The sequence below is a fragment of the Klebsiella sp. Q11 genome, assembly GCF_964241505.1.
Classification (GTDB): Bacteria; Pseudomonadota; Gammaproteobacteria; order Enterobacterales; family Enterobacteriaceae; genus Klebsiella; species Klebsiella michiganensis.
Genome location: NZ_CAXSXW010000004.1, coordinates 83,656 through 109,923, shown reverse-complemented (window position 1 = coordinate 109,923; position 26,268 = coordinate 83,656). Strand labels below are relative to the sequence as shown.

Genomic DNA, 26,268 nt, shown 5'->3' with positions numbered 1-26,268 from the left:
GCGAGTGAATGTTCGCTCCGCGCCGGAAGTGCACCTGAAAAATGACGATGGGTTATAAATAAGTCCCGCGCACGCGATACAAATCACTCATTTTTTCAGCCCACCACACGCCAGATATTTCTCTTTTCTGCGAGTTAAGCCATCCATTAAAACAATACCTGCCCGGCAAGATGACCTATTCCCATCGACGAAAGCATCGCCAGGGTGCTCCAGAAAGTAATTCTGCCGATCGCCCTGACAGGAGAGGCTCTGCTGACAATTGAAGATATATAGCCAAGAGCGGCCAGTGAAAAAAGGGAGGAGAGAATAACAAAGAGAAAAACCAGCGTTGCTGGAGAAAGCCATGCAACGACTAAAGGCAACGTTGCGCCAGCGGAAAAACTCAGCGCCGAGAAAACGGCAGCCTGCAGGGGGCGCGCAGAATTGGTCTCCGTCAGTCCCAGTTCCTCGCGGGCATGCGTGTCCAGAGCATCTTTCACCATGAGTTGTTCGGCAACCTTTTGGGCAAGCTCTGGCTCGAGTCCGCGTTGCACATAAAGTAAAGTCAGCTCGCGTACCTCTCCCTGATAATCTGTTTCCAGTTCCCTCTTTTCCTGAGCGAGAGCCGCGTTTTCCGTGTCGGCCTGAGATGAGACGGAAACATATTCCCCCGCTGCCATCGACATCGCCCCCGCGACCAGCCCGGCAATGCCCGCAAGTAAAACCCCGGAAGAGCCCGTATTAGCAGAAGCAACGCCAAGAACAAGACTTGCTGTCGAAACAATACCATCGTTAGCCCCGAGTACAGCAGCCCTCAACCATCCGACGCGTTCAATGCTGTGTCGTTCAAGATGCATGCTTTTATTCTCCTTTAAGTACGCCTGTTCAGCCTGGCGGGATGAGGGTGGAATAAAACGGATTAAAACAGAGAACGCTTCGCACATCGGCGCCGACCGCGGTACATTACATTCTTCTCTGATTTGGCTTCAACCCACACCATCATACTTATGCGTGCCGGATGTTGTCAGCCGCAGCGAACCCTGCTTTCATAGCAAATCAAATGGGCATAAAACGCAACAAGGGTTTTTCACGTAGATTGCGCCTGGATAAATGCCCCCGCAGTGCCCCTGCAGGTAAAAGCAGGAATTTAACCTTTTGATTTTGAGTGAGATTTAATGAAAAAGCTGTTTGTGCAGTTTTACCTCCTGCTGTTCGTCTGCTTCCTGGTCATGACCATGATGGTGGGCCTGGTGTACAAATTCACCGCCGAACGCGCAGGGCGTCAGTCGCTGGACGACCTGATGAAAAGTTCGCTGTATCTGATGCGCAGCGAGCTGCGGGAGATCCCGCCGCGCGACTGGAGCAAAACGCTCAAAGAGCTGGACCTCAATCTCTCTTTCGATCTGCATATCGAGCCCATCAGCAAATTCAAGCTCTCGGAAAACTCGATGCAGCATCTGCGCGCCGGGGATATCGTCGCCCTCGACGATCAGTACACCTTTATCCAGCGGATCCCGCGCAGCCACTACGTGCTCTCCGTCGGTCCTGTGCCGTATCTCTATTTTTTGCATGAGATGCGCCTGCTCGATCTGGCCCTGATGGCTTTTATCGCCATCTCGCTGGCCTTTCCGGTCTTTATCTGGATGCGTCCTCACTGGCAGGAGATGCTGCGTATTGAGACCGCCGCCCAGCGCTTCGGCGACGGACATCTTACTGAACGCATTCATTTCGACAGCATGTCCAGCTTCGCGCGGCTAGGGGTGGCGTTTAATCAGATGGCCGATAACATCAACGCGCTTATCGCCAGCAAAAAACAGCTGATTGATGGCATCGCCCATGAGCTGCGGACCCCGCTGGTGCGCCTGCGCTATCGCCTGGAAATGAGCGAGAACCTCACCGAAGCCGAATCGCAGTCGTTGAACCGCGATATCGGCCAGCTTGAGGCGCTGATTGAAGAACTTCTGACCTACGCCCGGCTTGACCGCCCGCAGAACGAACTGAAGCTAACGACCCCCAATTTCCCGGCGTGGATCCGCGATCACGTTGAAGATATTCAGACGGTTAATCCCCAGCGCGAGATTGCGCTAACCGACGTCGTGGCCGGGAGTTACGGCGCGCTGGATATGCGCTTAATGGAACGGGTGCTGGATAATCTGGTGAATAATGCCCTGCGCTACAGTAACCAGCGTATTCAGATCAGCCTGACGCTGCAGGCTTCGCGCGCGACGCTGCGGGTCGAAGATGATGGCCCCGGAATTGCGCCTGATGAACGTGAGCGAGTGTTCGAGCCTTTCGTACGCCTCGACCCGAGCCGCGATCGCGCGACCGGCGGCTGTGGCCTCGGTTTAGCTATCGTCCACAGCATCGCCCAGGCAATGGCCGGAGAAGTGCATTGCGAAGCGAGTTCGCTGGGCGGGGCCTGTTTTTGCTTTAGCTGGCCGGTCTATCATCAGTTGCCGGATTTTACCTCCGCCTGATACGCCTTTGCGCAAATGCTGAGGCCTGCTATAGTTAAAAAATCGCTAAGTATGTTGTAACTAAGGTGAGGGAATATGGCCAGCTATGACCTTGTTGAACGTCTGAACGACACCTTTCGCCAGCTCGAGCATGAACTACAGGCGCTAAAACACGCCCTGAGCCAGTGCCGCCTGCTGGCCGCCCGCGTCTTTGAGCTGCCGCCGGTGAGTAAAGACGCTGAACACCAGCCGCTGGAGAGCATCAACGTGGTTCAGCACACCGGCAAAACCGCGCTGGAGATGGCGCTCAGGCACTATAGTCATCTGTTTATCCAGCAGCAGTCGGAAACCCGCAGCAGCAAAGCCGCCGTGCGTTTACCCGGCGCGATTTGTCTGCAAACTGACGCCCGGGAACAGGCTGAACTCTTAGACAAAATCACCCATATCAACGCCCTCAAAGCGCGCTTCGAGAAGATTATCACCGTGGATTCCGGCCTGCCTGCCGCCGCGCGGTTTGAGTGGGTCCATCGCCACCTGCCGGGGCTGATTACGCTGAGCGCCTATCGCACGCTAACTCCCCTCCTCGATCCGAGCACCATCCGCTTCGGCTGGGCCAATAAGCACGTGATTAAAAATCTCACCCGCGATCGGGTACTCATGCAGCTGGAAAAAAGCCTTCAGTCGCCCCGGGCGGTTCCGCCGTGGACCCGCGAGCAGTGGCAAAGCAAGCTGGAGCGAGAGTATCAGGATATTGCCGCCCTGCCGCAGCGGGCAAAGCTGAAAATAAAGCGGCCGGTGAAGGTGCAGCCCATCGCCAGGGTCTGGTACAGCGGGGAACAAAAACAGGTGCAATACGCCTGTCCGGGACCGATGATTGCGCTGATATCCGGCACGAAGGGCGTCAGCGTGCCGGACCTCGGTGAACTCCTGAACTATGACGCCGATAACGTGCAGTATCGCTACAAACCGCAGGCGCAGTCGCTCAGGCTACTGATTCCGCGGCTGCACCTGTGGCTGGCTAGCGAGTAGACATACTGCCCACCATCTCTTCCGGGCGCACCCAGCGGTCAAACTCGGCTTCCGTCAGGTAGCCGAGCGCCAGCGCCGACGCTTTCAGGGTTAACCCCTCTTTATGGGCCTTTTTGGCAATTTCCGCCGCTTTGTCATAGCCGATATGGGTATTCAGCGCGGTCACCAGCATCAGCGACTCATTCAACAGTTGGCTGATGCGTTCACGGTTCGGCTCAATGCCTTCCGCGCAGTGCTCGTTAAAGCTCGCCATCCCGTCAGCCAGCAGCCGCACCGATTGCAGGAAGTTGTGGATCACCATCGGGCGATAGACGTTGAGCTCAAAGTTGCCCGATGCGCCGCCGATATTCACCGCGACATCGTTGCCCATCACCTGACAGCACAGCATGGTCAGAGCTTCGCACTGGGTCGGGTTCACCTTACCCGGCATAATCGACGAACCCGGTTCATTTTCCGGGATCGCAATTTCGCCAATCCCGCAGCGCGGGCCGGAGGCCAGCCAGCGCACATCGTTGGCAATTTTCATCAGCGAAGCGGCCAGCCCTTTCAGCGCCCCGTGCGCGTGCACCAGCGCATCAACGGTCGCCAGCGCTTCAAACTTGTTCGGCGCGGTGACAAACGGCTGGCCGCTTAAGGCCGCCAGCTCGGCGGCGACGCGAACCGCATATTCCGGATGGGTATTGAGCCCGGTTCCCACCGCCGTCCCGCCCAGCGCCAGCTCGGCCAGATGCGGCAGGCTATGGTCGAGATGTTTTAAATTGTGCTCCAGCATGGCTACCCAGCCGGAGATCTCCTGACCGAGGGTCAGCGGCGTCGCATCCTGCAGATGGGTGCGGCCAATTTTGACAATATCGCTGAAGGCAACGGCTTTATTGTTCAGGGTCTGCTTCAGCACGTTGAGCTGCGGGATCAGCTTCTCCCGCAGGGCAATCATCGCCGCCACGTGCATCGCCGTCGGGAAGACGTCGTTAGAGCTCTGGCTCTTGTTGACATCATCGTTGGGGTGAATCTTACGCTCCATCCCGCGCGGCCCGCCCAGCAGTTCACTCGCGCGATTGGCCAGTACCTCATTCATATTCATGTTGCTTTGCGTGCCGGAGCCGGTTTGCCAGATAGCCAGCGGAAACTCGTCCGGATGTTTGCCTGCCAGCACTTCGTCCGCGGCCTGAATAATCGCTTGCGCTTTCTCCGCGGCCAGAAGGCCGAGATCGTTATTCACCTTCGCCGCTGCGCGCTTGGTCAGCGCCAGCGCATAAATAAGCTCGGCTGGCATTTTTTCCGTCGAAATACGAAAATGTTCCAGCGAGCGCTGGGTTTGCGCGCCCCATAGCTTGTCGGCAGGCACATCGATGGCGCCCATTGAGTCTTTTTCACTGCGATGCGTTGTCATGACTTTCTCCTTGGATTCAACGTGCTTAATAGCGACAAAGCTCACCTGCTCAAAGGGTAAAGTATGGGTCAGATTTATAAGTTGTTTTGGTGGTTCGTGCCGCTAAGCGGCATAAAAAAACCGCCCCGAAGGGCGGCTGAAATCATTTCACGCAGCGGGCGCACTGCGAGCTCTGGATTTGCTGGAAGAAGTCGTTGCCTTTGTCATCCACGAGGATAAACGCCGGGAAGTCTTCGACTTCAATTTTCCAGATGGCTTCCATCCCCAGTTCAGGATAGGCCACGCACTCGAGGCTGCGGATACTCTGCTGCGCCAGTACCGCCGCCGGGCCGCCGATGCTGCCGAGGTAGAAACCGCCGTGTTTATGACAGGCGTCGGTCACCTGCTGGCTGCGGTTGCCTTTGGCTAACATGATTTTACTCGCCCCGTGCGCCTGCAGCAGGTCGACGTAGGAGTCCATGCGGCCAGCGGTCGTCGGGCCAAGGGAGCCGGACGCGTAGCCGTCGGGCGTTTTTGCCGGGCCCGCGTAGTAGATCGGGTGGTCTTTGACGTACTGCGGCAACGCCTCACCGCTGTCGATAAGCTCTTTCAGCTTCGCGTGGGCGATATCGCGGGCGACGATAATCGTCCCGCTCAGCGACAGGCGGGTCGACACCGGGTACTGCGACAGCAGCGCCAGAATATCGCTCATCGGCTGGTTGAGGTTGACCTTGACCGCCTCGCCCTCGCCGGCCTGACGAAGATGCTCGGGAATATATTTGCCCGGATTGCTCTCCAGTTTCTCAATCCAGATCCCCTGGCGGTTGATCTTGGCTTTGATATTGCGATCCGCCGAGCAGGAGACGCCCATGCCCACCGGGCAGGAGGCGCCGTGGCGCGGCAGGCGCACGACGCGAATATCGTGGGCGAAGTATTTGCCGCCGAACTGCGCGCCGAGACCGAGGTTTTGCGCCTCCACCAGCAGTTCCTGTTCCAGCTGAATATCGCGGAAGGCCTGACCGTGTTCGTTGCCTTCGGTCGGCAGGCCGTCGTAGTACTTGGTTGAGGCCAGCTTAACGGTTTTCAGGGTGGACTCCGCCGAGGTGCCGCCAATGACGAAAGCAATATGGTACGGCGGGCAGGCGGCGGTTCCCAGAGTGCGCATCTTTTCGACGAGATAGTTTTTCAGCTTCGCCGGAGTAATTAACGCTTTGGTTTCCTGGTACAGGTAGGTTTTATTCGCCGAGCCGCCGCCTTTGGCGATGCAGAGGAATTTGTACTCCTCGCCGTCGGTGGCGTAAAGATCGATCTGCGCAGGCAGGTTAGTGCCGGTGTTGACCTCTTTATACATATCCAGCGGCGCGTTCTGCGAATAGCGCAGGTTATCCTGGATATAGGTGTTATAAACGCCCTGCGCCAGCGCGGCTTCATCGCCGCCGCCGGTCCACACGCGCTGGCCTTTTTTGCCGGTAATAATCGCGGTACCGGTATCCTGGCAGGTCGGCAGCACCCCTTTGGCGGCGATATCCGAGTTGCGCAGAAACTGCAGCGCCACGTACTTATCGTTTTCGCTGGCTTCCGGGTCGTTGAGAATATCGGCCACCTGCTGCTGGTGCGCCGGGCGAAGCATAAAGGAGGCGTCGTGGAAAGCGTGTTGTGCCAGTAAAGTTAGCGCCTGAGGTTCAACTTTCAGAACTTCCTGGCCGGCGAATTCGGCGACGGAGACGTAATCACTGCTGAGGAGGTAGTACTCGGTATCGTCCTTTTTCAGTGGAAAAGGATCCTGATATACAAACGGTTTATTCGACATTGTGCTCTCACTTACTGCTTAGCTGATTATATTTCAGGCAGACACTCCATTTGCCCGTGGAAAAGCGAGTCGATCGATTTTACACAATTTTTTAACAAAAACTGAGACAAGGACGACTTTTTCTTCGCGCCGGTTGCTTATCGGTCGATTGCTGGTTTAATAGTGCCATGACTATTAAGTGGAAACAGGGATTGAGAATGCAAAAGCTCATTAACTCAGTGCAAAACTACGCCTGGGGAAGCCATACCGCCTTAACCGAACTTTATGGGATTGCTAACCCGGACAACCTGCCGATGGCGGAGCTGTGGATGGGCGCGCATCCCAAAAGCAGCTCGCAGATTGTGGATAATAGCGGGACGCCGCGCTCTCTGCGCGACGCGATCGAAAGCGATAAAGCAACCCTGCTTGGCGCGAAAGTCGCCGAGCGTTTTGGCGAACTGCCGTTCCTGTTCAAAGTCCTGTGCGCCGCGCAGCCGCTCTCTATCCAGGTGCACCCCAACAAGCAGGCCTCGGAAATCGGTTTTGCCAAAGAGAACGCTGCCGGGATCCCGCTTGATGCCGCCGAACGTAACTACAAAGATCCGAACCACAAGCCGGAGCTGGTTTTCGCCTTAACGCCGTTCCTCGCCATGAACGCCTTCCGCGAGTTTGCCGAAATCGTCACCCTGCTGCAGCCGGTTGCCGATGCGCATCCGGCGATTGCCCAGTTCCTTGCGCAGCCTGACGCCGGGCATCTGAGCCAGCTGTTCGCCAGCCTGCTGAATATGAAAGGCGATGAAAAAGCGCACGCCTTACGGGCGCTGCAGGCGGCGCTGGACAGCGAGCAGGGTGAGCCCTGGCAGACTATCCGCCTGATCGCCGAGTTCTACCCGGACGATAGCGGCCTCTTCTCTCCGCTGCTGCTCAACGTGGTCAAACTGAATCCCGGCGAGGCGATGTTCCTGTTTGCGGAAACCCCGCACGCCTACCTGCAGGGCGTGGCGCTGGAAGTGATGGCCAACTCTGACAACGTGCTTCGCGCGGGCCTGACGCCGAAATATATCGATATTCCGGAACTGGTGGCGAACGTCAAATTTGAGCCAAAACCCGCGGGCCAACTGCTGACCCAGCCGGTAATTCACGGCGCGGAGCTGGACTTCCCCATCCCGGTTGACGATTTTGCCTTCTCGCTGCACGACCTGTCAGCGCAGGCGTCAACCATCGCCCAGCAGAGCGCGGCGATCTTGTTCTGCGTCGAGGGTGAGGCGACGATTGCCAAAGGCGAACAGCGCCTGACGCTGAAGCCGGGTGAATCCGCGTTTATCGGCTGTAATGAATCACCGGTGCAGGTCAGCGGCCGCGGCCGCGTGGCGCGCGTGTTTAATAAGCTCCAGTAAGTTACTGAACTTTTTAGCCACAGTTGCTAGACTTTCACCCATCATGACAACACAACCAGGCGGCCCAATCCGCCTGGTTTCATTTATGGACAAATGCTATGAAAAAATCGCTGGTCGCAGCAGGAGTTATCATTGCGCTGGGCGTCGTCTGGACGGGCGGCGCGTGGTATACGGGGAAGCAGCTGGAAAGCCGCATTGCCGACATGGTGCAGCAGGCTAATGCTCAGCTGCAAAGCAGCGCGCCGCAGGCTGGCGTGGAGCTGACGTATCAGGGCTATCAGCGCGGACTGTTCCGCAGCCATTTACAGCTGGTGCTGAAGCCTGCTGCCGGCAAAGCGCCCCGCTGGCTTGCCGCCGGACAGTCGCTGGTGTTTGATGAAGTCGTCGATCACGGCCCTTTCCCGCTGGCTTCGCTCAAATCCTTTAACCTCGCCCCGGCGATGGCGTCCGTCAAAACCACCCTGACCAATAACGACGCCAGCAAGGCGCTGTTCGACATCGCTAAAGGCGAAACGCCGTTCACCATTGATACCCGTATCGCTTATAGCGGCGACAACACATCCGCTATTGTGCTCAACCCGCTTGATTACGCGAAAGGCGATGAGAAGGTGACCTTCAGCGGCGGACAGTTCCAGCTGGACGCTGACCGCGAAGGGAAAACCCTCAGCCTGAGCGGCGAAGCCGGTAGCGGGCAGATTAACGCGGTTAACGAGTACAACCAGAAAGTTCAGCTCACCTTTAATAACCTGAAAACCGACGGCTCTACCGAAATGGCCAGCTTCAACGAGCGTATCGGTAAACAGGCTATCTCGCTGGACAAGCTGGCGATTGGCGTTGAAGGCAAAGAGCTGGCGCTGTTCGAAGGGATGAAAATTGACGGCAATTCGTCGCTGACTGCCGACGGTAAAGGTATTAACAGCCAGCTGGACTACACGGTCAACAGCCTCAAGCTGCAAAATCAGGATATCGGTAGCGGCCGGCTGACGCTGAAGCTGGACAATATTGATGGCGAAGCCTTCCATCAGTTCAGCCAAAAATACAACGCTGAAGCGCAGGCGCTGATGGCGGATCCGCAGCTGGCGCAGAATCCTGAGCTCTATCAGCAGGCGCTGACGCAGACCTTCTTTAGCGCGCTGCCGATGATGCTGAAAGGCAGCCCGTCTCTGACCATTTCGCCGCTGAGCTGGCGCAATGCGAAGGGGGAAACCACCCTGAATCTTTCGATTCTGCTCAAAGACCCGTCGCTGACCACCACCCCGCCGCAGACGCTGGCGGATGAAGTGGATCGTAGCGTTAAATCGCTCGACGGCAAGCTGGTGATCCCGGTGGATATGGCGACGGCGTTTATGACCCAGATTGCCGGGCTGGAAGGCTATCAGCCCGCCGACGCCGCTAAGCTTGCGGATCAGCAGGTGAAAGGCCTGGCGGCGATGGGGCAGATGTTCCGCATCACCACCATGGAAGATAACGCCATTACCTCAAGTCTGCAGTACGCTGACGGCCAGGTTACGCTGAACGGACAGAAAATGCCGCTGGATGAGTTTGCCGGAATGTTCGGTTTAGCGCTTCCCGCCGTCTCTGAACCCGCAGCGCCGCAGGAAACTCAGCCGCAAGATGACGCGCCGCAAGACGTGGTGCCACCCGCCGCGCCGCAGCAATAAACGGCAAATAGCCCCTGCCCAGGGGCTATTTTCGGGTAATCAGCCGGGGAGAAATAATCTGGTTTCTCGCCGCGCCCTGCCCCTCTTCCATACGCCGTAAAATACACTCCGCGAGGCTTTGTCCCAGCTCCCGGGCGGGCGTCGTCACCCAGGTCAGCGGCAGATCGTCCAGCGCCTCCTCGGGTAACTCCGCAAAGGCCGCCAGCGCGACCCGCTGTTCAAAATAGCTTTCGACGCCAGCTTCGCCGCTCTGGCGCCCGGCGCGCATCAGCCCAAACCACGCCCCGGTGGCAATCACGCTGTTGTAGCACAGCACCGCGCTAATCGTTGGGTTTTGCCGCAGCAGCGCCGCCATCGCCTCTGCCGCCTGCTTCTGGCTCGACTCGCACTCCAACACCCACTCGCTATGAAACGGCAGGCCATACTTCAGCAGGGTGGCGCAGTAGCCGCCTACCCGTTCAGCGCGCGTCAGGGACGAGCTCTGCCCTCCCAGCCAGGCAATGCGCTGATGGCCGCGGCGGATCAGGTGCTCGGTGACAATCTGCGCCGCCTGCATATTATCCGGGCGGATAAGGTCGACATCGTCGAGATAGCTGGCGCGAGAAGCAAACACCAGCGGCATTCCAGCTTGCGCCGCGCGGTCGCGCAGCTCCGCCCCCTGGTCGATCGCCCCGGCAATCACCACGCCATCGACCCCTTGCGCAACTAGCGTATCAAAACGCTGGAGCATTTTTTCACCGCTGTGCCCCCCCTGGGTGAGAAACACCATTCTACCCTGCGACTCAAGCGCGTCGGTCAATCCGGCGGTCATTTCCGCGTAGAAAGGCTTCGATAAGTCGCTGACGATCAGGCCAATAACGCCGCTCTGGCCGCCGCGCAGCGACGCCGCCTGGCGGTTGCGCACGAAGCCCAGCTGTTCAATGGCATGATTGACGCGCTCGCCGGTGGCCGACGAAATACGCCCCTTGCCGCTCAGCACCAGCGATACCGTACTGACCGACACGCCCGCCGCCTGGGCGACATCATTAATGGTGATTTTTTTCGCGATAGCCATAACTGCAGGCCGACTCCCTTTGGCTGTCGATAAAACGTTTTATCAAGATACTCTCTTTATAAACGTTATTATCGCCAGAATATGTGATTTTTATCGCACTAAAATTTGGTAAAACGTTTTATCTTTCCGTGGCGTTACATCCTACCGATAACTTAAAGAACCAGGATTCGTGTTATGACGGCGAAAACAGCAACCAAAATTACCCTGTGGGAGTTTTTCCAGCAGTTAGGGAAAACCTTCATGTTACCCGTGGCGTTGCTCTCCTTTTGCGGGATCATGCTGGGGATCGGCAGCTCTCTGAGCAGCCATGATGTCCTGACGCTCCTGCCGTGGCTGGACGTGCCGCTGCTGCAGGCCGTATTCATCTGGATGGGCAAAGTCGGCTCCTTCGCCTTCAGCTTTCTGCCGGTGATGTTCTGTATCGCCATTCCGCTAGGACTGGCCCGGGAAAACAAAGGCGTCGCCGCGTTTGCCGGTTTTGTCGGCTATGCTGTGATGAATCTGGCGGTTAACTTCTGGCTGACGGCCAAAGGCATTCTGCCGACCACCGATGCCGCCGTCCTCAAAGCGAACAACATCCAGAATATTATCGGCATTCAATCGATCGACACCGGGATCCTCGGCGCGGTGATCGCCGGGATCATCGTCTGGATGCTGCATGAGCGTTTTCACAATATCCGCCTGCCCGACGCGCTGGCCTTTTTTGGCGGCACCCGCTTTGTACCGATTATCACGACCGTGGTTCTCGGCCTGGTCGGTCTGGTCATTCCGCTGATCTGGCCCGTCTTCGCCATGGGGATTAATGCCCTCGGCCACGTCATCAATAGCGCGGGAGATTTCGGACCGATGATTTTCGGTACCGGAGAGCGCCTGCTGCTGCCTTTCGGCCTGCACCATATTCTGGTGGCGCTGATCCGCTTTACCGAGGCGGGGGGAACCATGGACGTTTGCGGCCATAGCGTCAGCGGCGCGCTGACGATTTTCCAGGCCCAGCTCAGTTGCCCAACCACCCACGGCTTCTCCGAAAGCGCGACCCGCTTCCTCTCGCAAGGCAAAATGCCGGCCTTCCTCGGCGGCCTGCCGGGAGCGGCGCTGGCGATGTACCACTGCGCTCGCCCGGAAAACCGCCATAAAATTAAGGGGCTGCTGATTTCCGGCGTTATCGCCTGCGTGGTAGGCGGCACGACCGAGCCGCTGGAATTTTTATTCCTGTTCGTCGCCCCGGTGCTGTACGTTATCCACGCGCTCCTCACCGGACTGGGTTTTACCATGATGGCCATTCTGGGCGTGACTATCGGCAACACCGACGGCAACGTTATCGACTTTGTGGTGTTCGGCATTCTGCACGGTCTGTCAACCAAGTGGTATCTGGTACCGGTGGTCGCGGCCATCTGGTTTGCGGTTTACTACGGTATCTTCCGTTTCGCTATCACCCGCTTTAACCTGAAAACCCCGGGACGCGATATTGAAACCAATAGTGCCTTCGAAAAGGCCGTCACCGGCGTGACCGGAAAATCAGGCTACAACGTCCCGGCGATTCTGGCGGCGCTCGGCGGCGCGGAAAATATCGTTTCGCTCGATAACTGCATTACCCGCCTGCGTCTGTCGGTTAACGACATGAGCAAAGTCGACAGCGCCGCGCTGAAAGCGAATCGCGCCATCGGCGTGGTGCAGCTCAATCAGCACAACCTGCAGGTGGTGATTGGCCCGCAGGTGCAGTCGGTGAAAGATGAAATGGCTGTCCTGATGAATACCGTCGAGGCATAGGCTCCGCCCCCTCCGTGCAGGAGGGGACATGATGAAGGAAGTGCAGATGTTTGATTTTTCAACGCCAGTCGACCGTCACGGCACCTGGTGTACCCAGTGGGATTACGTCGCCGACCGTTTTGGCGCGGCCGACCTGCTGCCCTTTACGATCTCCGACATGGATTTCGCCACCGCTCCCTGCATCATCGATGCCGTCAGCAAACGCCTGGCGCACGGCGTTTTTGGCTACAGCCGCTGGAAAAACGATGAATTCCTCGGCGCGGTGAGCCACTGGTTCGCCAGCCGTTTTCATAGCCCAATCGACCGCGAAGCAATTGTTTACGGGCCGTCGGTTATCTATATGGTGGCGGAGATGATTCGTCAGTGGTCGGCTGTGGGTGACGGTATTGTGGTGCACACTCCGGCCTACGATGCCTTTTATAAAACCATTGAAGGCAACCAGCGGCGCGTTGCGGCGGTTCCGCTCTCCCTCGATAACCATCAGTGGCGCTGCGATATGGCGCAGCTGGAACGGGTACTGGCCGAGCCGCGTAATACCGTGCTGCTGCTGTGCAGTCCGCATAACCCCACCGGCAAGGTATGGACCCGCGAAGAGCTGGAAACCATGGCGCGGCTGTGCGAGAAGCACGGCGTAAAGGTAATTAGCGACGAGATCCACATGGACATGGTGTGGGACGAACACCAGCACACCCCGTGGTGCGAGGTGGCGCGCAGCCCCTGGGCATTGTTCACCTCCGGATCGAAAAGCTTCAACATTCCGGCGTTTACCGGCGCATACGGGCTGATTGACGATCCCGCGGCGCGCGAAAGCTATTTGCACGCGCTTAAGGCCCGCGATGGCCTCTCTTCCCCTTCCGTACCGGCGCTGGTGGCGCATATCGCCGCCTATCGCGAGGGCGCCGCCTGGCTGGATGCCCTGCGCGGCTATCTGCAGGAGAATATGCGCTACATCGCGCGCGAACTGAATCAGGCGTTTCCCGAGCTAAACTGGCAGCCGCCGCAGGCGACTTACCTGGCGTGGATTGACCTGCGCCCGCTGGCGGTGGACGATCGCGCCCTGCAAAAAGCACTTATTGAGGAACAGAAGGTCGCCATTATGCCAGGGGACACCTACGGCGATGAGGGTAAGGGTTTTGTCCGTCTGAATGCCGGCTGCCCACGTGAAAAGCTGGAAAAAGGCGTGCAGGGATTAATTGCCGCCCTGGGCTCGCTGCGCTAACTGTTTTCGCTGGCCACCAACGCGGTAGCGGCCTGTCCGCTACCGCTGACTCTCCGCTCACTCATCCGTCCTCCCGGCACAATAAAACGATATTTTGACGAGACTCAAAAAACGCTATTTCACAAAGGTGTATTTAAATGCCGTTTTTAATTCCCGTCAAAATATTCACCAGGAGGAAAAAATATGAACACCTACGATCGTAACCGTAACGCTATCGCTACCGGCAGCATGGTTATGGTGGCCGACAGCGGCGCGACGGGCGTCATCAAAGCCATCCACGCCGAGGGTAAAACGGCGGAGCAGCTCCGCCGGGCGGACTGCGTGGAAATAGACGGACATCAGGGGTTATATTGCCCGCTAAACCTTATTCGCCTGGGCTTTAATTAATCGCAATACCCGTCATCAATATCTGACCGCGGATCCGCAGGCGTAAAAGGCCACCCAGGCGTGGCCTTTGATATTCTCTTTATCGTTCAATTTGATCCCATCGAGCGTTTTACATTAATAAGCAGCGTATTATCGCCCCTCTTCTACCCGCTACGGGTAATATACCTTCTGAGTTCAGAGGCATCTTCATGACATGGCAACAGTTCAAACAGGCGTGGCTGATTAAATTCTGGTCCCCCGTCCCCGCCGTTATCGCCGCGGGTATTCTCTCAACCTACTACTTCGGCATTACCGGCACCTTCTGGGCCGTCACCGGCGAATTCACCCGCTGGGGTGGGCAATTGCTGCAGCTCGTCGGCGTGCACAGCGAAGAGTGGGGCTACTATAAGCTCATTCATCTCGAGGGCACCCCGCTCACCCGTATCGACGGCATGATGATCATCGGCATGTTTGGCGGCTGTTTCGCCGCCGCGCTGTGGGCGAATAACGTCAAGCTGCGCTTCCCCCGCAGCCGGATCCGCATTCTGCAGGCCGTCGCAGGGGGAATCATCGCCGGTTTCGGCGCCCGTCTGGCTATGGGCTGCAATCTGGCCGCATTTTTTACCGGTATCCCACAGTTTTCCCTGCACGCCTGGTTCTTTGCCATCGCTACCGCTATCGGAACCTGGTTCGGCGCGCGCTTTACCTTACTGCCCATCTTCCGTATTCCGGTAAAAATGCAGAAAGTGTCCCAGGCCTCGCCGCTGACGCAAAAACCTGACCAGGCGCGGCGCCGGTTCCGTCTCGGCATGGTGGTCTTTTTCGCCATGATCGCCTGGGGCCTGCTCACCGCGGCCGATCGGCCGAAGCTCGGCCTGGCGCTGCTGTTTGGCGTCGGATTTGGCCTGCTCATCGAACGGGCGCAGATCTGCTTCACCTCCGCCTTTCGCGATATGTGGATCACCGGACGTACCAATATGGCGAAGGCGATTATTTTCGGCATGGCCGCCAGCGCTATTGGGATCTTCAGCTACGTGCAGCTGGGTATGGAGCCGAAAATCATGTGGGCGGGGCCCAACGCGGTTATCGGCGGCCTGCTGTTTGGCTTTGGCATCGTCCTGGCGGGCGGCTGCGAAACCGGCTGGATGTACCGCGCGGTGGAAGGTCAGGTGCACTACTGGTGGGTCGGGCTGGGCAACGTTATCGGTTCAACGATCCTCGCCTACTACTGGGACGGGCTCTCTCCGGCGCTGGCCACAAGCTGGGATAAAATCAACCTGCTGGCGACCTTCGGGCCATTCGGTGGCCTGCTGGTGACCTATCTCCTGCTGCTGATCGCGCTGATTCTGGTGATTGGCTGGGAAAAACGGTTTTTCCGCCGCCAGTCTCTCGCCCCCTCGACCGTTAAGGAAAGCGCATGAAAACTCTGGTCCCCGATTATCGCCTCGATATGGTTGGCGAACCCTGCCCCTATCCGGCCATCGCCACGCTCGAAGCCATGCCTTCGCTGAAGAAAGGCGAGATTCTGGAAGTGGTCAGCGACTGTCCGCAGTCGATTAACAACATCCCGCTGGATGCCAAAAACCACGGCTATACCGTGCTCGACATTCAGCAGGATGGGCCAACCATCCGCTATTTGATTCAAAAATAGCCAGAAAAAAGCCGGTAGTGGGCTACCGGCTGTCTTCCGCATCACATGCGCTAGCCCGCGCGTCACGGGCCTGAAAACGTCAACGATTACCAGCCCTTAACCGCATCGCCTTTGTAAAGCTGCTCTGCTGCCGCGGCCACCTCATCGCTCTGGTAGGCCTTCACAAGGTTTTTCACCTTTTCGCTGTCTTTATTTTCGATACGACTGGCGAAAATATTCACGTAAGGAGAATCTTTGCTTTCCACGAACAGGCCGTTGCGCGACGGCGACAGCCCGACCTGGCTTGAGAAGGTGGTATTGATAATCGCCATGGTTATCTGCTGGTCGTCCAGCGCGCGGGTGAGCTGCGGCGCTTCAATTTCGACGATTTTCAGCTTTTTCGGGTTGTTAATAATATCCAGCGAGGTGGGCAGCAGACCCACGCCGTCCTTCAGCGTAATCAGCCCCTGCTTTTCTAGCAGCAGCAGAGAGCGGCCGAGGTTAGTTGGATCGTTGGGGACCGCCACCTGCGCGCCATCGGGCAGCTGAGCGATCGACGTGATTTTCTTCGAATAGGCCGCTATCGGATAAACGAACGTGGTGCCAACCTGAACCAGCTTATAGCCGCGCTCCTGGATCTGTTTGTCCAGATAGGGCTTATGCTGGAAAGCGTTAGCATCAAGATCGCCGTTGTTCAGCGCCTCGTTGGGCAGGACGAAATCATTAAACGTCACCACCTCAACGTCGAGATTGTACTTCTCTTTCGCCACTTTTTGCGCCACCGCCCAGACTTCCTGGTCAACGCCTGCGCTTATGCCCACTTTGATGTGGTTGGGGTCCTGCTCGCCAGGTTTGCAGGCGGCCAGCAGCAGCGAGCCTGCGACAACCAGCGGTACCGCGACTTTTTTTAACGTGAAGATCATATTCCCAGAGTCCTTTTTAAAATTGCCTGCCATTCATTGCAGGAAAACCAGCGCCTGAGACTATAGAAAATCTCGGGCGCGAAATTAAATACTGATTGACTATGATTAATAGCGTTTTGCTATGAGCGATTTCGTCATTGCTCCCTTTGAGAGGGCAATCTTTCCTTCCCTCACCGTTTTTCCTTGTATTGTTCGGTAATTTTCTCCGCTTTTAACCATTTATCGTTCTGATGTACAATGACGCGCACTTTAACTAAAAAAAGAGTGCGACCATGATTGATTTAACTTTGCCATTAACCGACATCCATCGCCACCTTGATGGTAATATCCGGGCCCAAACCATTCTCGATCTTGGCCGCCAGTACAACCTCGCCCTTCCGGCAGACACCCTCGACACATTACGTCCTCATGTACAGGTCACCAGCAATGAGCCTGACCTGGTCAGCTTCCTCGCTAAGCTTGACTGGGGCGTAAAGGTGCTGGTCTCGCTGGAAGCCTGCCGCCGCGTCGCTTATGAAAACCTCGAAGATGCCGCTCGCAACGGCCTGCACTACGTTGAACTGCGTTTCTCTCCGCGCTATATGGCGATGACCCACCAGCTGCCGGTCGCGGGCGTGGTCGAAGCGGTGATCGCCGGCGTTAAAGAAGGCAGCCGCGACTTTAACGTTGAGGCCCGCCTGATCGGCATTCTGAGCCGCACCTTTGGCGAAGCGGCCTGCGAAGAGGAGCTTGCGGCCCTGCTCGCCCATCGCGATGGCATCACCGCCCTCGACCTCGCCGGGGATGAGCTCGGCTTCCCGGGAAATCTGTTTATGGATCACTTCAGCCGCGCGCGCGATGCGGGCTGGCGCATCACCGTACATGCGGGCGAAGCCGCTGGCCCGGAAAGCATCTGGCAGGCGATTCGCGAACTGGGCGCCGAGCGTATCGGCCACGGCGTGAAGGCGGTGCAGGATCCGGCGCTGATGGATTATCTCGCCGCGCAGCGAATCGGGATTGAGTCCTGCCTGACCTCTAATATTCAGACCAGCACCGTGCCATCCCTGGCCGAGCATCCGCTGAAAACATTCCTTGAACACGGCGTGCTGGCCTGCATCAATACCGACGACCCTGCCGTTCAGGGCGTCGATATTATCCACGAATACACCGTCGCCGCCCCGGCTGCCGGTTTAAGCCGCGAGCAAATTCGCCAGGCGCAGAGAAACGGTCTGGAGCTCGCCTTTTTAAGCGCCCAGGAAAAAGCGGCGCTGATCCAGCGCGTGCAGCATGCTTGATGTTTCTCCCCCGTGCCAGCACGGGGGGAAGCTCAATCAGCGCCTGGCCAGCGCGTTTCGTCAGGTCGGCCTAATTCAGGCACAGCGTCGCCCGATGCCTGGCCGACTCCAGCCCAAGCTCAATCAGCTCCATAATCTGAATCGCCTGGCTTGCCGGAACCGGGTTAACGCCGATGCCATTAAGCGCATCGCGAATGGCGGCGTAATAGGCCGGATAGTTGCCCGGTAGCGTCAGCCACGACTCCTCGGTGATTTCCTCGCCTTCGGCACGCGTCAGCAGCCCGTCGCGCATATCGTACCCCCAATCCTCCTGCGGCAGGCGCTCGCCGCTTTTCAGCCGTTCTTCCTGCGGATCAAGGCCGTATTTCACATAGCTTCCCCGCGAACCGTGGATGATAAAGCGCGCCGTTTCCGCCGCGGCCACCAGGGTTCCGTGCAGCACCACGCGACGCTGCGGCCAGGCCAACACCGCATGAAAATAGTCTGTGGACTGGGAGCCAGGCCGTAGCTGAGCCAGGTCGACCTGCATACTCACCGGCAGACCGAAGAGATTTACCACCTGGTCCAGCAGATGCGGGGCAAGATCGTACCAGATGCCGCTGCCCGACCCACCTTGCTCGCGCCAGCGTTGCCGTACCTGCGGTCGATAGCGGTCGAAATGCGACTCAAAATAGCCGACTTCACCTAACAGGCCTTCGTTAATCAGCGACTTCACCGTCAGAAAATCGCTGTCCCAGCGGCGGTTATGGAACACGGACAGCAGTCGGCCCTCGCTTTTGGCAATGGCCTCAAGCTCGCGCGCCTGTGACAGTGTCACGGTAAACGGTTTATCCACCACCACATGCTTGCCCGCTTCCAGCGCGGCTTTCGCCAGCGGGAAATGGGTATCGTTGGGCGTGGGGATCACCACCAGATCGATATCGGGGTCGCTAAAGAGCGCCTGCGGCGCGGTCACCACCTTCACCGCAGGCCAGTCGGCCAGCACTTTCGTTTCATCGCTGCTCGAGACCGCGGCCAGCGTCATCCCCGGCGTACCGCTGACCAGCGGCGCATGAAAGGTTTTGCTCGCATAGCCGTACCCGATTAAACCTACCCGGATAGGGTCACTCATTTTTCTGCCCCCTTAACGAAATGTCGCAGCCGCACTAACACCGCGATTCTGAACGCATCTTCGACGCGTTTGCCCCTGCACGGTTGCTCAGCTTTACGCCATTTGCGCAGCTAAGATCATGTAACACTTGCGTTACTTCAGTCGTTGAGTACCATTTCAGTCTGGTTTCACCATTTGCCGTAGAGTTATGGAAAACGTTTTTAACCGTATTGTAGAACTTATTGGCTGGATTGTTTTGGGCGTTTCGGCCCTGCTTTTAGTTATCGCTCATCATATTGATAACTACCAGTCCCCGCCTGCCGTTGATGCTGTTCAGACGAAGCCGCTGTCGAAATAAACAGTGACCCGCTTCGCAACTATGCAACCGGTTTCTGAAACCGGTTGCATAGTTGCATACGCCTTTATTACACTCTCTTTATCAATCGATAAGGAGTTTCTTCATGTCCAAATTCCCGCAACACTTTTTATGGGGCGCCGCGACCGCGGCCTGGCAGGTTGAAGGCGGTCACGATGCCGACGGCAAAGGCCCTTCTATCTGGGATATTTATTCCCACCTTCCGGGCACCACCTATCAGGGGACGACCGGTGACGTCGCCGTTGACCACTACCATCGTTTTCGCGAAGACGTAGCGCTGATGGCGGAAATGGGTTTGCAAAGCTATCGCTTTTCTATTTCCTGGCCCCGCCTGCTGCCTGGCGGCCGCGGTGAAGTGAACGAGGCTGGTGTCCAATTCTACAGCGACCTGATTGACGAACTGCTGGCGCATAACATTGAACCGATGATTACCCTGTACCACTGGGATCTTCCCCAGGCGCTGCAGGATGAAGGCGGCTGGGAGGCGCGCAGTACCGCGGAAGCCTTCGCTGAGTACGCTCGCCTGTGCTATCAACGTTTTGGCTCCCGGGTCAAACTGTGGGCAACCTTTAACGAGACTATCGTCTTTATCGGCCACGGTTACATTAACGGCCTCCATCCTCCTGCGGTGCACGATCCGGCGCGCGCCATTCAGGCCTGCCATCACGTCTTTATCGCCCATGCGCTGGCCGTGAAAGCGTTTCGTGAAATGGGCGTGGCGGGGGAGATAGGGTTTGTCAACGTGCTGCAGCCGCACACCGCATTAACCGACAGTGAGGAAGATAAGCGGGCGACAGAGATGGCGGACGCCATCCATACCCACTGGCTCTACGATCCGGTATTAAAAGGCGGCTATCCCGAAGAGCTACTGCAGCAGACCCGGGCGCTGTGGGGGGTTCCGGTCTTTGAACCGGGAGACGACGCGCTGCTGCGTGACAACCGCTGTGACTTTATCGGCCTGAACTACTATCGCCGTGAAACCGTGTCGGCGCAGCCTCCTGAAGTACCGACCGGCGGCGAGCCGGGCGTGGATGGGCTCTTCCACTTCGTGCGCAACCCGCAAAGCACCTATACCGAATGGGGCTGGGAAATTTGGCCTCAGGGCTTAACCGACGGGATCATGATGATTAAAGCGCGCTACGGTGATATTCCGATCTACATCACCGAAAACGGCCTGGGGGCAATAGACCCGATTATCAATGGCGAAATCGTCGACGACCCGCGGATTGACTATCTCAGTAGCCATATTACCGCGCTGGAAAAAGCGCTGGAACAGGGCGCCGACGTGCGCGGCTACTACCCCTGGTCCTTTATTGATCTTTTGAGCTGGCTGAACGGTTATAAAAAACAATACGGATTCGTTTATGTCGATCACCAGCAAAATCTGGCGCGTAAACGGAAAAAGAGTTTTTTCTGGTACCAAAACGTTATTGCCAGCCGAGGCGAACAGCGTTAATCTTCTCTCCCAGGCGCCTTCCGGCGCCTGATTCAGTTCTGGAATACTCTTAAATTTCTTTTTACCAGGCCGGAAACATCATCTGTTCTTGTCACCGGTATTTACAACCGAAATAATTGCATACAGTTTATCTTAGAAAGGAACTGCCGGTTGAGAACAGGTTTACTCAGTATGGGTATATTCAACTTAATTTATTCCGATTATAAAATGGATACGCAAATGACCGTTCAGGACTACTTATTAAAATTTCGTAAAATCAGTTCGCTGGAAAGTCTGGAAAAACTTTTTGATCACCTTAACTATTCCCTGACCGATAACGAAGAGATCGTCAACATGTATCGCGCGGCCGACCATCGCCGGGCGGAGCTGGTTTCTGGCGGCAAATTGTTCAACATCGGCGAAGTGCCCAAGTCCGTCTGGCGCTACGTGCAATAAAGACTGTCATCATTCACGCCAGTTGCTTATACTTCCGCCCTGCTTTTATTTATAACTGGCGTTGAATTTTGGAGTAATAATGTCTTCTGACTCTGTGGAACGTATTGGCGGATGGCTTCTGGCACCGCTGGCATGGCTCCTGGTAGCCCTGCTTAGCGCCTCATTGTCGCTGCTGTTTTTTGCTGATGCTCTGATGTCTTCCCAGACTTACACATTGCTGAGCGCGATGAGTATCGAACATCTCGCCCTGTGGATCGCCTCCTTAGCGTTTGCGATCGCCATGTGGTACTACACGCTGTGGTTGACCATCGCCTTCTTTAAACGGCGGAAAGGGGTACCGAAGCACTACATTATCTGGCTGCTGATCACGCTTCTACTGGCGGTAAAAGCCTTTGCCTTTTCCCCGATTTCCGACGCGCTCGCGCTGCGCCAGCTGCTTTTCCCTCTCCTCGCCGCAGCGCTGCTTGCGCCCTATTTCAGGCGTTCTCAACGGGTTAAGCGGACCTTTGTGAATCCGTAATAACCACACAGTTAACCTGTTGTCGCCGGTATCGATTTATTCGATAATAGACGGCTTTTTCTATTTCAGGTCGAATGATGGCTGATTATTTACTGCTCTTTGTTGGCACTGTCCTGGTTAACAACTTCGTGCTGGTGAAGTTTCTTGGACTGTGCCCGTTTATGGGGGTTTCCAAAAAGCTGGAAGCCGCTATGGGGATGGGGCTCGCCACCACGTTTGTGATGACGCTGGCCTCTATTTGCGCCTGGTTAATTGATACCTGGATCCTTATCCCGCTGGATCTGGTCTATTTACGTACGCTGGCCTTTATCCTGGTCATCGCCGTGGTGGTGCAGTTTACCGAAATGGTCGTGCGTAAAACCAGCCCGGCGCTGTATCGCCTGCTGGGCATCTTCCTGCCGCTGATCACCACCAACTGCGCGGTGCTCGGCGTGGCGCTGCTCAACATTAACCTTGGGCATAATTTCCTGCAATCGGCGCTGTACGGTTTTGCCGCCGCGGTCGGTTTTTCGCTGGTTATGGTGCTTTTCGCCTCCATTCGCGAGCGACTGGTGGTAGCGGATGTTCCCGCGCCGTTTCGCGGTAACGCGATTGCGCTGGTCACCGCAGGTTTAATGTCCCTTGCTTTTATGGGCTTTAGTGGTTTGGTGAAGTTGTAATGAACGCTGTCTGGATAGCCGTGGTCGCCATTAGCCTGCTGGGGCTAATTTTCGGCTTAATTCTGGGGTACGCCTCCCGCCGCTTTGAGGTGGAAGATGACCCGGTGGTGGAAAAAATTGATGCCCTGCTTCCGCAGAGCCAGTGCGGCCAGTGCGGCTACCCTGGCTGTCGTCCCTACGCTGAAGCGGTGGGGACCCAGGGCGAGAAAATCAACTGCTGCGCCCCCGGCGGCGAAGCGGTGATGCTGAAAATCGCCGAGCTATTGAACGTCGATCCGCAGCCGACAGACGGCGATGCGCAGGAAGCCGAACCGGCGCGAATGCTGGCGGTGATCGACGAGGCGAACTGCATCGGCTGCACAAAATGCATTCAGGCCTGTCCCGTCGATGCCATCGTCGGCGCCACGCGCGCCATGCATACGGTGATGAGCGATCTCTGTACCGGCTGTAATCTTTGCGTCGCGCCCTGTCCGACGCAATGTATTGAACTGCGCCCGGTGGCGCCGACGACAGAAACCTGGAAATGGGATCTTCAGACCATCCCGGTACGCATTATTCCCGTGGAACAACATGTTTAAGTTATTTTCCGCTTTTCGCAAAGATAAAGTCTGGGACTTCAACGGCGGCATCCATCCGCCAGAAATGAAAACCCAGTCCAACGGTACCCCGCTGCGTCAGGTTTCACTGCCGCAGCGTTTTGTCATTCCGCTAAAACAGCATATTGGCGCGGAAGGTGAACTCTGCGTTCAGCCGGGCGATCGCGTCCTGCGCGGCCAGCCGTTAACGCGCGGCTGGGGCAGAATGCTGCCGGTGCACGCCCCGACGTCCGGTACGGTGGCGGCCATTGCCCCCCACTCTACAGCCCACCCTTCCGCGCTGGCGGAAATGAGCGTCATTATTGATGCCGATGGCGAAGACCGCTGGATTGAACGCGATGGCTGGAACGATTACCAGAATAAATCCCGCGAAGCGCTGATTGAGCGTATTCACCAGTTTGGCGTGGCCGGACTGGGCGGCGCGGGTTTCCCGACCGGCACCAAGCTGCGCGGCGGCGGCGACAAAATCGACACACTGATTATCAACGCTGCCGAGTGCGAACCCTATATTACCGCCGACGACCGTCTGATGCAGGATTGCGCGGCGCAGATCGTCGAGGGTATTCGCATCCTTGCCCATATTCTGCAGCCAGCTCAGGTACTGATCGGCATCGAGGATAATAAACCGCAGGCGATTTCGATGCTGCGCGCGGTATTAGCCGACACGCACGGTATTTCCCTGCGCGTGATCCCCACGAAATATCCCTCCGGCGGCGCGAAACAGCTGACGCAGATCCTCACCGGCAAGCAGGTGCCTCACGGCGGACGCTCCTCTGACATCGGCGTGCTGATGCAGAACGTCGGCACCGCCTATGCGGTGAAACGCGCGGTAATCGACGGCGAGCCGCTGACTGAGCGCGTCGTCACCCTGACCGGGGAAGCGATCTCGCGTCCGGGCAACGTCTGGGCGCGCCTCGGCACTCCGGTCAGCCATCTGCTCAACGATGCCGGTTTCTGTCCGAGCGGCGATCCTATGGTAATTATGGGCGGGCCGCTGATGGGCTTCACCCTGCCGTGGCTCGACGTGCCGGTCGTGAAAATCACCAACTGCCTGCTGGCGCCGTCGGCGAGCGAAATGGGCGAGCCGGAAGAGGAAAAAGGCTGCATCCGCTGCAGCGCCTGCGCGGACGCCTGCCCGGCCGATCTTCTGCCGCAGCAGCTTTATTGGTTCAGCAAAGGCCAGCAGCACGACAAAGCCACCAGCCATAACCTGGCGGATTGCATTGAGTGCGGCGCCTGCGCCTGGGTCTGCCCAAGCAATATCCCGCTGGTGCAGTACTTCCGCCAGGAAAAAGCGGAGATTTACGCGCTTGCTCAGGAAGAGAAACGCGCGGCGGAGGCGAAATTACGCTTTGAGGCCCGTCAGGCGCGTCTTGAGCGCGATAAAGCCGCGCGTCTGGAACGGCATAAGCAGGCCGCGGTCCAGCCCGCGGCGAAAGATCAGGACGCGATTAACGCCGCCCTTGCCCGGGTACGGGAAAAGCAGCGTGACGCGGCGCAGCCAATTATCGTGCTCTCCGGCGCCAAACCGGATAACAGCGAAGCCATTGCCGCCCGCGAAGCCCGCAAGGCCGAGGCCCGGGCGCGCAAAGCGCAGCAACAGGCACAAAGCAACGTCGCCGGGCCGTCATCCGACGCCGCCGTTGACCCGCGCAAGGCCGCCGTCGAGGCCGCCATCGCCCGAGCCAAAGCGCGCAAAGTCGAACAGCAGGCGGTTCCTGCGGAAGACGCCGCAGTAGAGCAGCCTGCCGCTGTTGACCCGCGCAAAGCCGCCGTCGAGGCCGCCATCGCCCGGGCCAAAGCGCGTAAAGCCCAACAGCAGGCCGCTCCGGCGGAAGACGCCGCAGCGGAGCAGCCTGCCGCTGTTGACCCGCGCAAAGCCGCCGTTGAGGCCGCCATCGCCCGAGCCAAAGCGCGCAAAGTCGAACAGCAGGCCACTCCGGCAGAAGACGCCCCAGCGGAGCAGCCCGCCGCCGTTGACCCGCGCAAGGCCGCCGTCGAGGCCGCCATCGCCCGGGCTAAAGCGCGTAAAGCAGAACAACAGCAACAAGCAGTTCCCCCGTCGGCAGCCAATGATGACGCCCGCAAAGCGGCAGTCGCTGAAGCAATCGCCCGCGTTCAGGCCCGGAAAGCATCCCGGCAGGCAGTTAACGAGGATTAAATGGTTTTCAGAATCGCAAGTTCCCCTTATACCCACAATCAGCGCCAGACTTCGCGGATTATGCTGCTGGTGCTGCTCGCCGCCGTGCCCGGCATCGCGGTTCAGACCTGGTTTTTCGGCTGGGGTACCGTGCTGCAAATTATCCTTGCCGCCATCACGGCGTGGGGAGCCGAAGCGGCCATCCTTAAACTGCGCAAACAAAATATTCCCGCGATCCTCGCCGATAACTCCGCGCTGCTGACCGGCCTGCTGCTGGCCATTAGTATTCCGCCTTTTGCTCCCTGGTGGATGGTGGTGCTGGGGACCGCGTTCGCGGTGATCATCGCTAAACAGCTCTACGGTGGTCTGGGTCATAATCCTTTTAACCCGGCGATGATCGGCTATGTCGTACTGCTCATCTCCTTCCCGGTCCAGATGACTTCGTGGCTCCCGCCGCATGAGATAGCCGCCAATGTTCCCGGATTTAGCGACGCGCTGCGGATGATTTTCACTGGCCATACGGCGAGCGGTGGAGACATGAACAGCCTGCGAATGGGCATTGACGGTATCAGCCAGGCCACGCCGCTGGATACCTTCAAAACCTCGCTTCATGCCGGTCACGCGGTTGAAGAGATTCTCCAGTATCCTGTCTACGGCGGCGCGCTCGCCGGCCTCGGCTGGCAGTGGGTTAACGTGGCGTATCTGGCGGGTGGTCTGTTCCTGTTATGGCAGAAAGCTATTCGCTGGCATATTCCGGTCAGTTTTCTGCTGAGCCTTGCCGTTTGCGCTACCCTCGGATGGCTGTTCTCCCCGGAAAGCCTCGCCTCGCCGCAGATTCATCTGCTGTCCGGCGCCACCATGCTGGGCGCGTTCTTTATTCTGACGGATCCGGTAACCGCCTCCACCACCAATCGCGGACGCCTGATCTTCGGCGCGCTGGCGGGGTTACTGGTATGGCTAATTCGCAGCTTTGGCGGCTATCCGGATGGCGTGGCCTTTGCCGTTCTGCTGGCCAATATTACCGTTCCCTTGATCGATTACTATACGCGCCCGCGCGCGTACGGCCACCGCTGAGGACCCGAA

General features: G+C 57.6%; 24 protein-coding genes. 18 read left to right on the top strand and 6 right to left on the bottom strand.

The annotated features are described in order from the left end of the window. Nucleotides 1-146 precede the first annotated feature (146 nt). Nucleotides 147-836: a VIT family protein gene (locus tag ACESQ2_RS07670; RefSeq protein ID WP_224259941.1), complete on the bottom strand. Its 690-nt coding sequence runs from the start codon at nucleotides 834-836 to the stop codon at nucleotides 147-149. A gap of 318 nt (nucleotides 837-1,154) precedes the next feature. On the opposite strand from ACESQ2_RS07670, the gene rstB reads away from it, so the two are divergent. Both rstB and tus read left to right on the top strand, forming a co-directional pair. Next, nucleotides 1,155-2,456, top strand: a complete 1,302-nt coding sequence (gene rstB / locus ACESQ2_RS07665; protein WP_345911298.1) for a two-component system sensor histidine kinase RstB — start codon at nucleotides 1,155-1,157, stop codon at nucleotides 2,454-2,456. Between the two features lie 75 nt (nucleotides 2,457-2,531). Then, a complete protein-coding gene (tus, locus tag ACESQ2_RS07660) occupies nucleotides 2,532-3,464 on the top strand; it encodes a DNA replication terminus site-binding protein (RefSeq protein WP_014229577.1) in 933 nt (310 codons plus the stop codon). On the opposite strand, the gene fumC is transcribed toward tus, so the two are convergent. Both fumC and fumA read right to left on the bottom strand, forming a co-directional pair. Then, on the bottom strand, nucleotides 3,454-4,854 hold the full coding sequence (gene fumC / locus ACESQ2_RS07655; RefSeq protein WP_004851399.1) for a class II fumarate hydratase: 1,401 nt from the start codon (nucleotides 4,852-4,854) through the stop codon (nucleotides 3,454-3,456). The two genes, tus and fumC, sit on opposite strands and share 11 nt — an antisense overlap. A 142-nt stretch (nucleotides 4,855-4,996) precedes the next feature. Further along, a complete protein-coding gene (gene fumA / locus ACESQ2_RS07650) occupies nucleotides 4,997-6,643 on the bottom strand; it encodes a class I fumarate hydratase FumA (RefSeq protein ID WP_014229578.1) in 1,647 nt (548 codons plus the stop codon). A 197-nt stretch (nucleotides 6,644-6,840) separates the two neighbouring features. On the opposite strand from fumA, the gene manA reads away from it, so the two are divergent. Further along, a complete protein-coding gene (gene manA / locus ACESQ2_RS07645) occupies nucleotides 6,841-8,019 on the top strand; it encodes a mannose-6-phosphate isomerase (protein ID WP_014229579.1) in 1,179 nt (392 codons plus the stop codon). 98 nt (nucleotides 8,020-8,117) lie between these two features. Then, nucleotides 8,118-9,680 (top strand): YdgA family protein, encoded by a 1,563-nt coding sequence (locus ACESQ2_RS07640; RefSeq protein ID WP_014838654.1) that lies wholly within the window; start codon nucleotides 8,118-8,120, stop codon nucleotides 9,678-9,680. 25 nt (nucleotides 9,681-9,705) lie between these two features. Here ACESQ2_RS07640 and ACESQ2_RS07635 read toward each other — a convergent pair whose 3' ends face one another. Then, nucleotides 9,706-10,734 (bottom strand): Mal regulon transcriptional regulator MalI, encoded by a 1,029-nt coding sequence (locus ACESQ2_RS07635; RefSeq protein WP_004851407.1) that lies wholly within the window; start codon nucleotides 10,732-10,734, stop codon nucleotides 9,706-9,708. A 174-nt stretch (nucleotides 10,735-10,908) separates the two neighbouring features. Between ACESQ2_RS07635 and malX the strand changes: the two genes are divergently transcribed. From malX to yedF, 5 genes are all read left to right on the top strand, one after another. Beyond that, nucleotides 10,909-12,501, top strand: a complete 1,593-nt coding sequence (gene malX / locus ACESQ2_RS07630) for a maltose/glucose-specific PTS transporter subunit IIBC (protein WP_004119586.1) — start codon at nucleotides 10,909-10,911, stop codon at nucleotides 12,499-12,501. A gap of 46 nt (nucleotides 12,502-12,547) precedes the next feature. Further along, a complete protein-coding gene (locus ACESQ2_RS07625) occupies nucleotides 12,548-13,720 on the top strand; it encodes a MalY/PatB family protein (RefSeq protein WP_046876647.1) in 1,173 nt (390 codons plus the stop codon). A 183-nt stretch (nucleotides 13,721-13,903) separates the two neighbouring features. Then, a complete protein-coding gene (gene ydfZ / locus ACESQ2_RS07620; RefSeq protein WP_004851411.1) occupies nucleotides 13,904-14,107 on the top strand; it encodes a putative selenium delivery protein YdfZ in 204 nt (67 codons plus the stop codon). Between the two features lie 188 nt (nucleotides 14,108-14,295). Continuing rightward, the gene (gene yedE / locus ACESQ2_RS07615; RefSeq protein ID WP_025105821.1) at nucleotides 14,296-15,507 is read left to right on the top strand and encodes a selenium metabolism membrane protein YedE/FdhT; all 1,212 of its coding nucleotides are present in this window, start codon (nucleotides 14,296-14,298) and stop codon (nucleotides 15,505-15,507) included. Beyond that, nucleotides 15,504-15,737, top strand: coding sequence for a sulfurtransferase-like selenium metabolism protein YedF (gene yedF / locus ACESQ2_RS07610; RefSeq protein ID WP_004102619.1), 234 nt, complete (start codon nucleotides 15,504-15,506; stop codon nucleotides 15,735-15,737). The genes yedE and yedF overlap by 4 nt, the downstream gene beginning before the upstream one ends. Before the next feature lie 86 nt (nucleotides 15,738-15,823). Here the strand turns inward: yedF and metQ are convergent, their stop codons facing one another. Continuing rightward, on the bottom strand, nucleotides 15,824-16,639 hold the full coding sequence (metQ, locus tag ACESQ2_RS07605) for a methionine ABC transporter substrate-binding lipoprotein MetQ (protein ID WP_373170273.1): 816 nt from the start codon (nucleotides 16,637-16,639) through the stop codon (nucleotides 15,824-15,826). A 272-nt stretch (nucleotides 16,640-16,911) separates the two neighbouring features. Between metQ and add the strand changes: the two genes are divergently transcribed. Then, entirely contained in the window at nucleotides 16,912-17,913 is a 1,002-nt protein-coding gene (gene add / locus ACESQ2_RS07600; protein WP_373170272.1) for an adenosine deaminase, read from the top strand. A 70-nt stretch (nucleotides 17,914-17,983) separates the two neighbouring features. Here add and ACESQ2_RS07595 read toward each other — a convergent pair whose 3' ends face one another. Further along, nucleotides 17,984-19,024, bottom strand: a complete 1,041-nt coding sequence (locus ACESQ2_RS07595; RefSeq protein WP_046876579.1) for an oxidoreductase — start codon at nucleotides 19,022-19,024, stop codon at nucleotides 17,984-17,986. A gap of 187 nt (nucleotides 19,025-19,211) precedes the next feature. On the opposite strand from ACESQ2_RS07595, the gene blr reads away from it, so the two are divergent. The 8 genes from blr to rsxD all read left to right on the top strand — a co-directional run bounded on the left by blr (nucleotide 19,212) and on the right by rsxD (nucleotide 26,259). Continuing rightward, on the top strand, nucleotides 19,212-19,361 hold the full coding sequence (gene blr, locus ACESQ2_RS07590) for a division septum protein Blr (protein WP_014229585.1): 150 nt from the start codon (nucleotides 19,212-19,214) through the stop codon (nucleotides 19,359-19,361). Between the two features lie 103 nt (nucleotides 19,362-19,464). Then, nucleotides 19,465-20,835, top strand: coding sequence for a GH1 family beta-glucosidase (locus ACESQ2_RS07585; RefSeq protein ID WP_373170271.1), 1,371 nt, complete (start codon nucleotides 19,465-19,467; stop codon nucleotides 20,833-20,835). A gap of 219 nt (nucleotides 20,836-21,054) precedes the next feature. Then, nucleotides 21,055-21,270 carry a transcription modulator YdgT gene (gene ydgT, locus ACESQ2_RS07580; RefSeq protein WP_004134363.1) on the top strand — a complete coding sequence of 72 codons (216 nt, stop codon included), beginning with the start codon at nucleotides 21,055-21,057 and terminating at the stop codon, nucleotides 21,268-21,270. Between the two features lie 79 nt (nucleotides 21,271-21,349). Continuing rightward, nucleotides 21,350-21,790, top strand: coding sequence for a DUF2569 domain-containing protein (locus ACESQ2_RS07575; RefSeq protein ID WP_004851426.1), 441 nt, complete (start codon nucleotides 21,350-21,352; stop codon nucleotides 21,788-21,790). A 77-nt stretch (nucleotides 21,791-21,867) separates the two neighbouring features. After that, nucleotides 21,868-22,449, top strand: a complete 582-nt coding sequence (gene rsxA / locus ACESQ2_RS07570) for an electron transport complex subunit RsxA (protein ID WP_004102633.1) — start codon at nucleotides 21,868-21,870, stop codon at nucleotides 22,447-22,449. Continuing rightward, nucleotides 22,449-23,027, top strand: coding sequence for an electron transport complex subunit RsxB (rsxB, locus tag ACESQ2_RS07565; RefSeq protein ID WP_025105826.1), 579 nt, complete (start codon nucleotides 22,449-22,451; stop codon nucleotides 23,025-23,027). Before rsxA ends, rsxB begins: the two co-directional genes overlap by 1 nt. Further along, a complete protein-coding gene (gene rsxC, locus ACESQ2_RS07560; RefSeq protein WP_373170270.1) occupies nucleotides 23,020-25,206 on the top strand; it encodes an electron transport complex subunit RsxC in 2,187 nt (728 codons plus the stop codon). Before rsxB ends, rsxC begins: the two co-directional genes overlap by 8 nt. Continuing rightward, nucleotides 25,207-26,259 (top strand): electron transport complex subunit RsxD, encoded by a 1,053-nt coding sequence (rsxD, locus tag ACESQ2_RS07555; RefSeq protein ID WP_014229590.1) that lies wholly within the window; start codon nucleotides 25,207-25,209, stop codon nucleotides 26,257-26,259. The last annotated feature ends 9 nt before the right edge of the window (nucleotides 26,260-26,268 follow it).

Excerpts from the sequence above, each read along its gene's own strand:
- yedF (WP_004102619.1), top strand. The coding sequence starts at position 15,504 with ATGAAAACTCTGGTCCCCGATTATCGCCTCGATATGGTTGGCGAACCC.
- ACESQ2_RS07575 (WP_004851426.1), top strand. The coding sequence starts at position 21,350 with ATGTCTTCTGACTCTGTGGAACGTATTGGCGGATGGCTTCTGGCACCG.
- rsxA (WP_004102633.1), top strand. The coding sequence starts at position 21,868 with ATGGCTGATTATTTACTGCTCTTTGTTGGCACTGTCCTGGTTAACAAC.
- rsxB (WP_025105826.1), top strand. The coding sequence starts at position 22,449 with ATGAACGCTGTCTGGATAGCCGTGGTCGCCATTAGCCTGCTGGGGCTA.
- ACESQ2_RS07640 (WP_014838654.1), top strand. The coding sequence starts at position 8,118 with ATGAAAAAATCGCTGGTCGCAGCAGGAGTTATCATTGCGCTGGGCGTC.
- ACESQ2_RS07670 (WP_224259941.1), bottom strand. The coding sequence starts at position 836 with ATGCATCTTGAACGACACAGCATTGAACGCGTCGGATGGTTGAGGGCT.
- ACESQ2_RS07595 (WP_046876579.1), bottom strand. The coding sequence starts at position 19,024 with ATGAGTGACCCTATCCGGGTAGGTTTAATCGGGTACGGCTATGCGAGC.
- blr (WP_014229585.1), top strand. The coding sequence starts at position 19,212 with ATGGAAAACGTTTTTAACCGTATTGTAGAACTTATTGGCTGGATTGTT.
- ydfZ (WP_004851411.1), top strand. The coding sequence starts at position 13,904 with ATGAACACCTACGATCGTAACCGTAACGCTATCGCTACCGGCAGCATG.
- ACESQ2_RS07635 (WP_004851407.1), bottom strand. The coding sequence starts at position 10,734 with ATGGCTATCGCGAAAAAAATCACCATTAATGATGTCGCCCAGGCGGCG.
- ACESQ2_RS07585 (WP_373170271.1), top strand. The coding sequence starts at position 19,465 with ATGTCCAAATTCCCGCAACACTTTTTATGGGGCGCCGCGACCGCGGCC.
- ACESQ2_RS07625 (WP_046876647.1), top strand. The coding sequence starts at position 12,548 with ATGTTTGATTTTTCAACGCCAGTCGACCGTCACGGCACCTGGTGTACC.
- metQ (WP_373170273.1), bottom strand. The coding sequence starts at position 16,639 with ATGATCTTCACGTTAAAAAAAGTCGCGGTACCGCTGGTTGTCGCAGGC.
- add (WP_373170272.1), top strand. The coding sequence starts at position 16,912 with ATGATTGATTTAACTTTGCCATTAACCGACATCCATCGCCACCTTGAT.
- fumC (WP_004851399.1), bottom strand. The coding sequence starts at position 4,854 with ATGACAACGCATCGCAGTGAAAAAGACTCAATGGGCGCCATCGATGTG.
- rsxC (WP_373170270.1), top strand. The coding sequence starts at position 23,020 with ATGTTTAAGTTATTTTCCGCTTTTCGCAAAGATAAAGTCTGGGACTTC.
- rstB (WP_345911298.1), top strand. The coding sequence starts at position 1,155 with ATGAAAAAGCTGTTTGTGCAGTTTTACCTCCTGCTGTTCGTCTGCTTC.
- manA (WP_014229579.1), top strand. The coding sequence starts at position 6,841 with ATGCAAAAGCTCATTAACTCAGTGCAAAACTACGCCTGGGGAAGCCAT.
- malX (WP_004119586.1), top strand. The coding sequence starts at position 10,909 with ATGACGGCGAAAACAGCAACCAAAATTACCCTGTGGGAGTTTTTCCAG.
- tus (WP_014229577.1), top strand. The coding sequence starts at position 2,532 with ATGGCCAGCTATGACCTTGTTGAACGTCTGAACGACACCTTTCGCCAG.
- fumA (WP_014229578.1), bottom strand. The coding sequence starts at position 6,643 with ATGTCGAATAAACCGTTTGTATATCAGGATCCTTTTCCACTGAAAAAG.
- rsxD (WP_014229590.1), top strand. The coding sequence starts at position 25,207 with ATGGTTTTCAGAATCGCAAGTTCCCCTTATACCCACAATCAGCGCCAG.
- yedE (WP_025105821.1), top strand. The coding sequence starts at position 14,296 with ATGACATGGCAACAGTTCAAACAGGCGTGGCTGATTAAATTCTGGTCC.
- ydgT (WP_004134363.1), top strand. The coding sequence starts at position 21,055 with ATGACCGTTCAGGACTACTTATTAAAATTTCGTAAAATCAGTTCGCTG.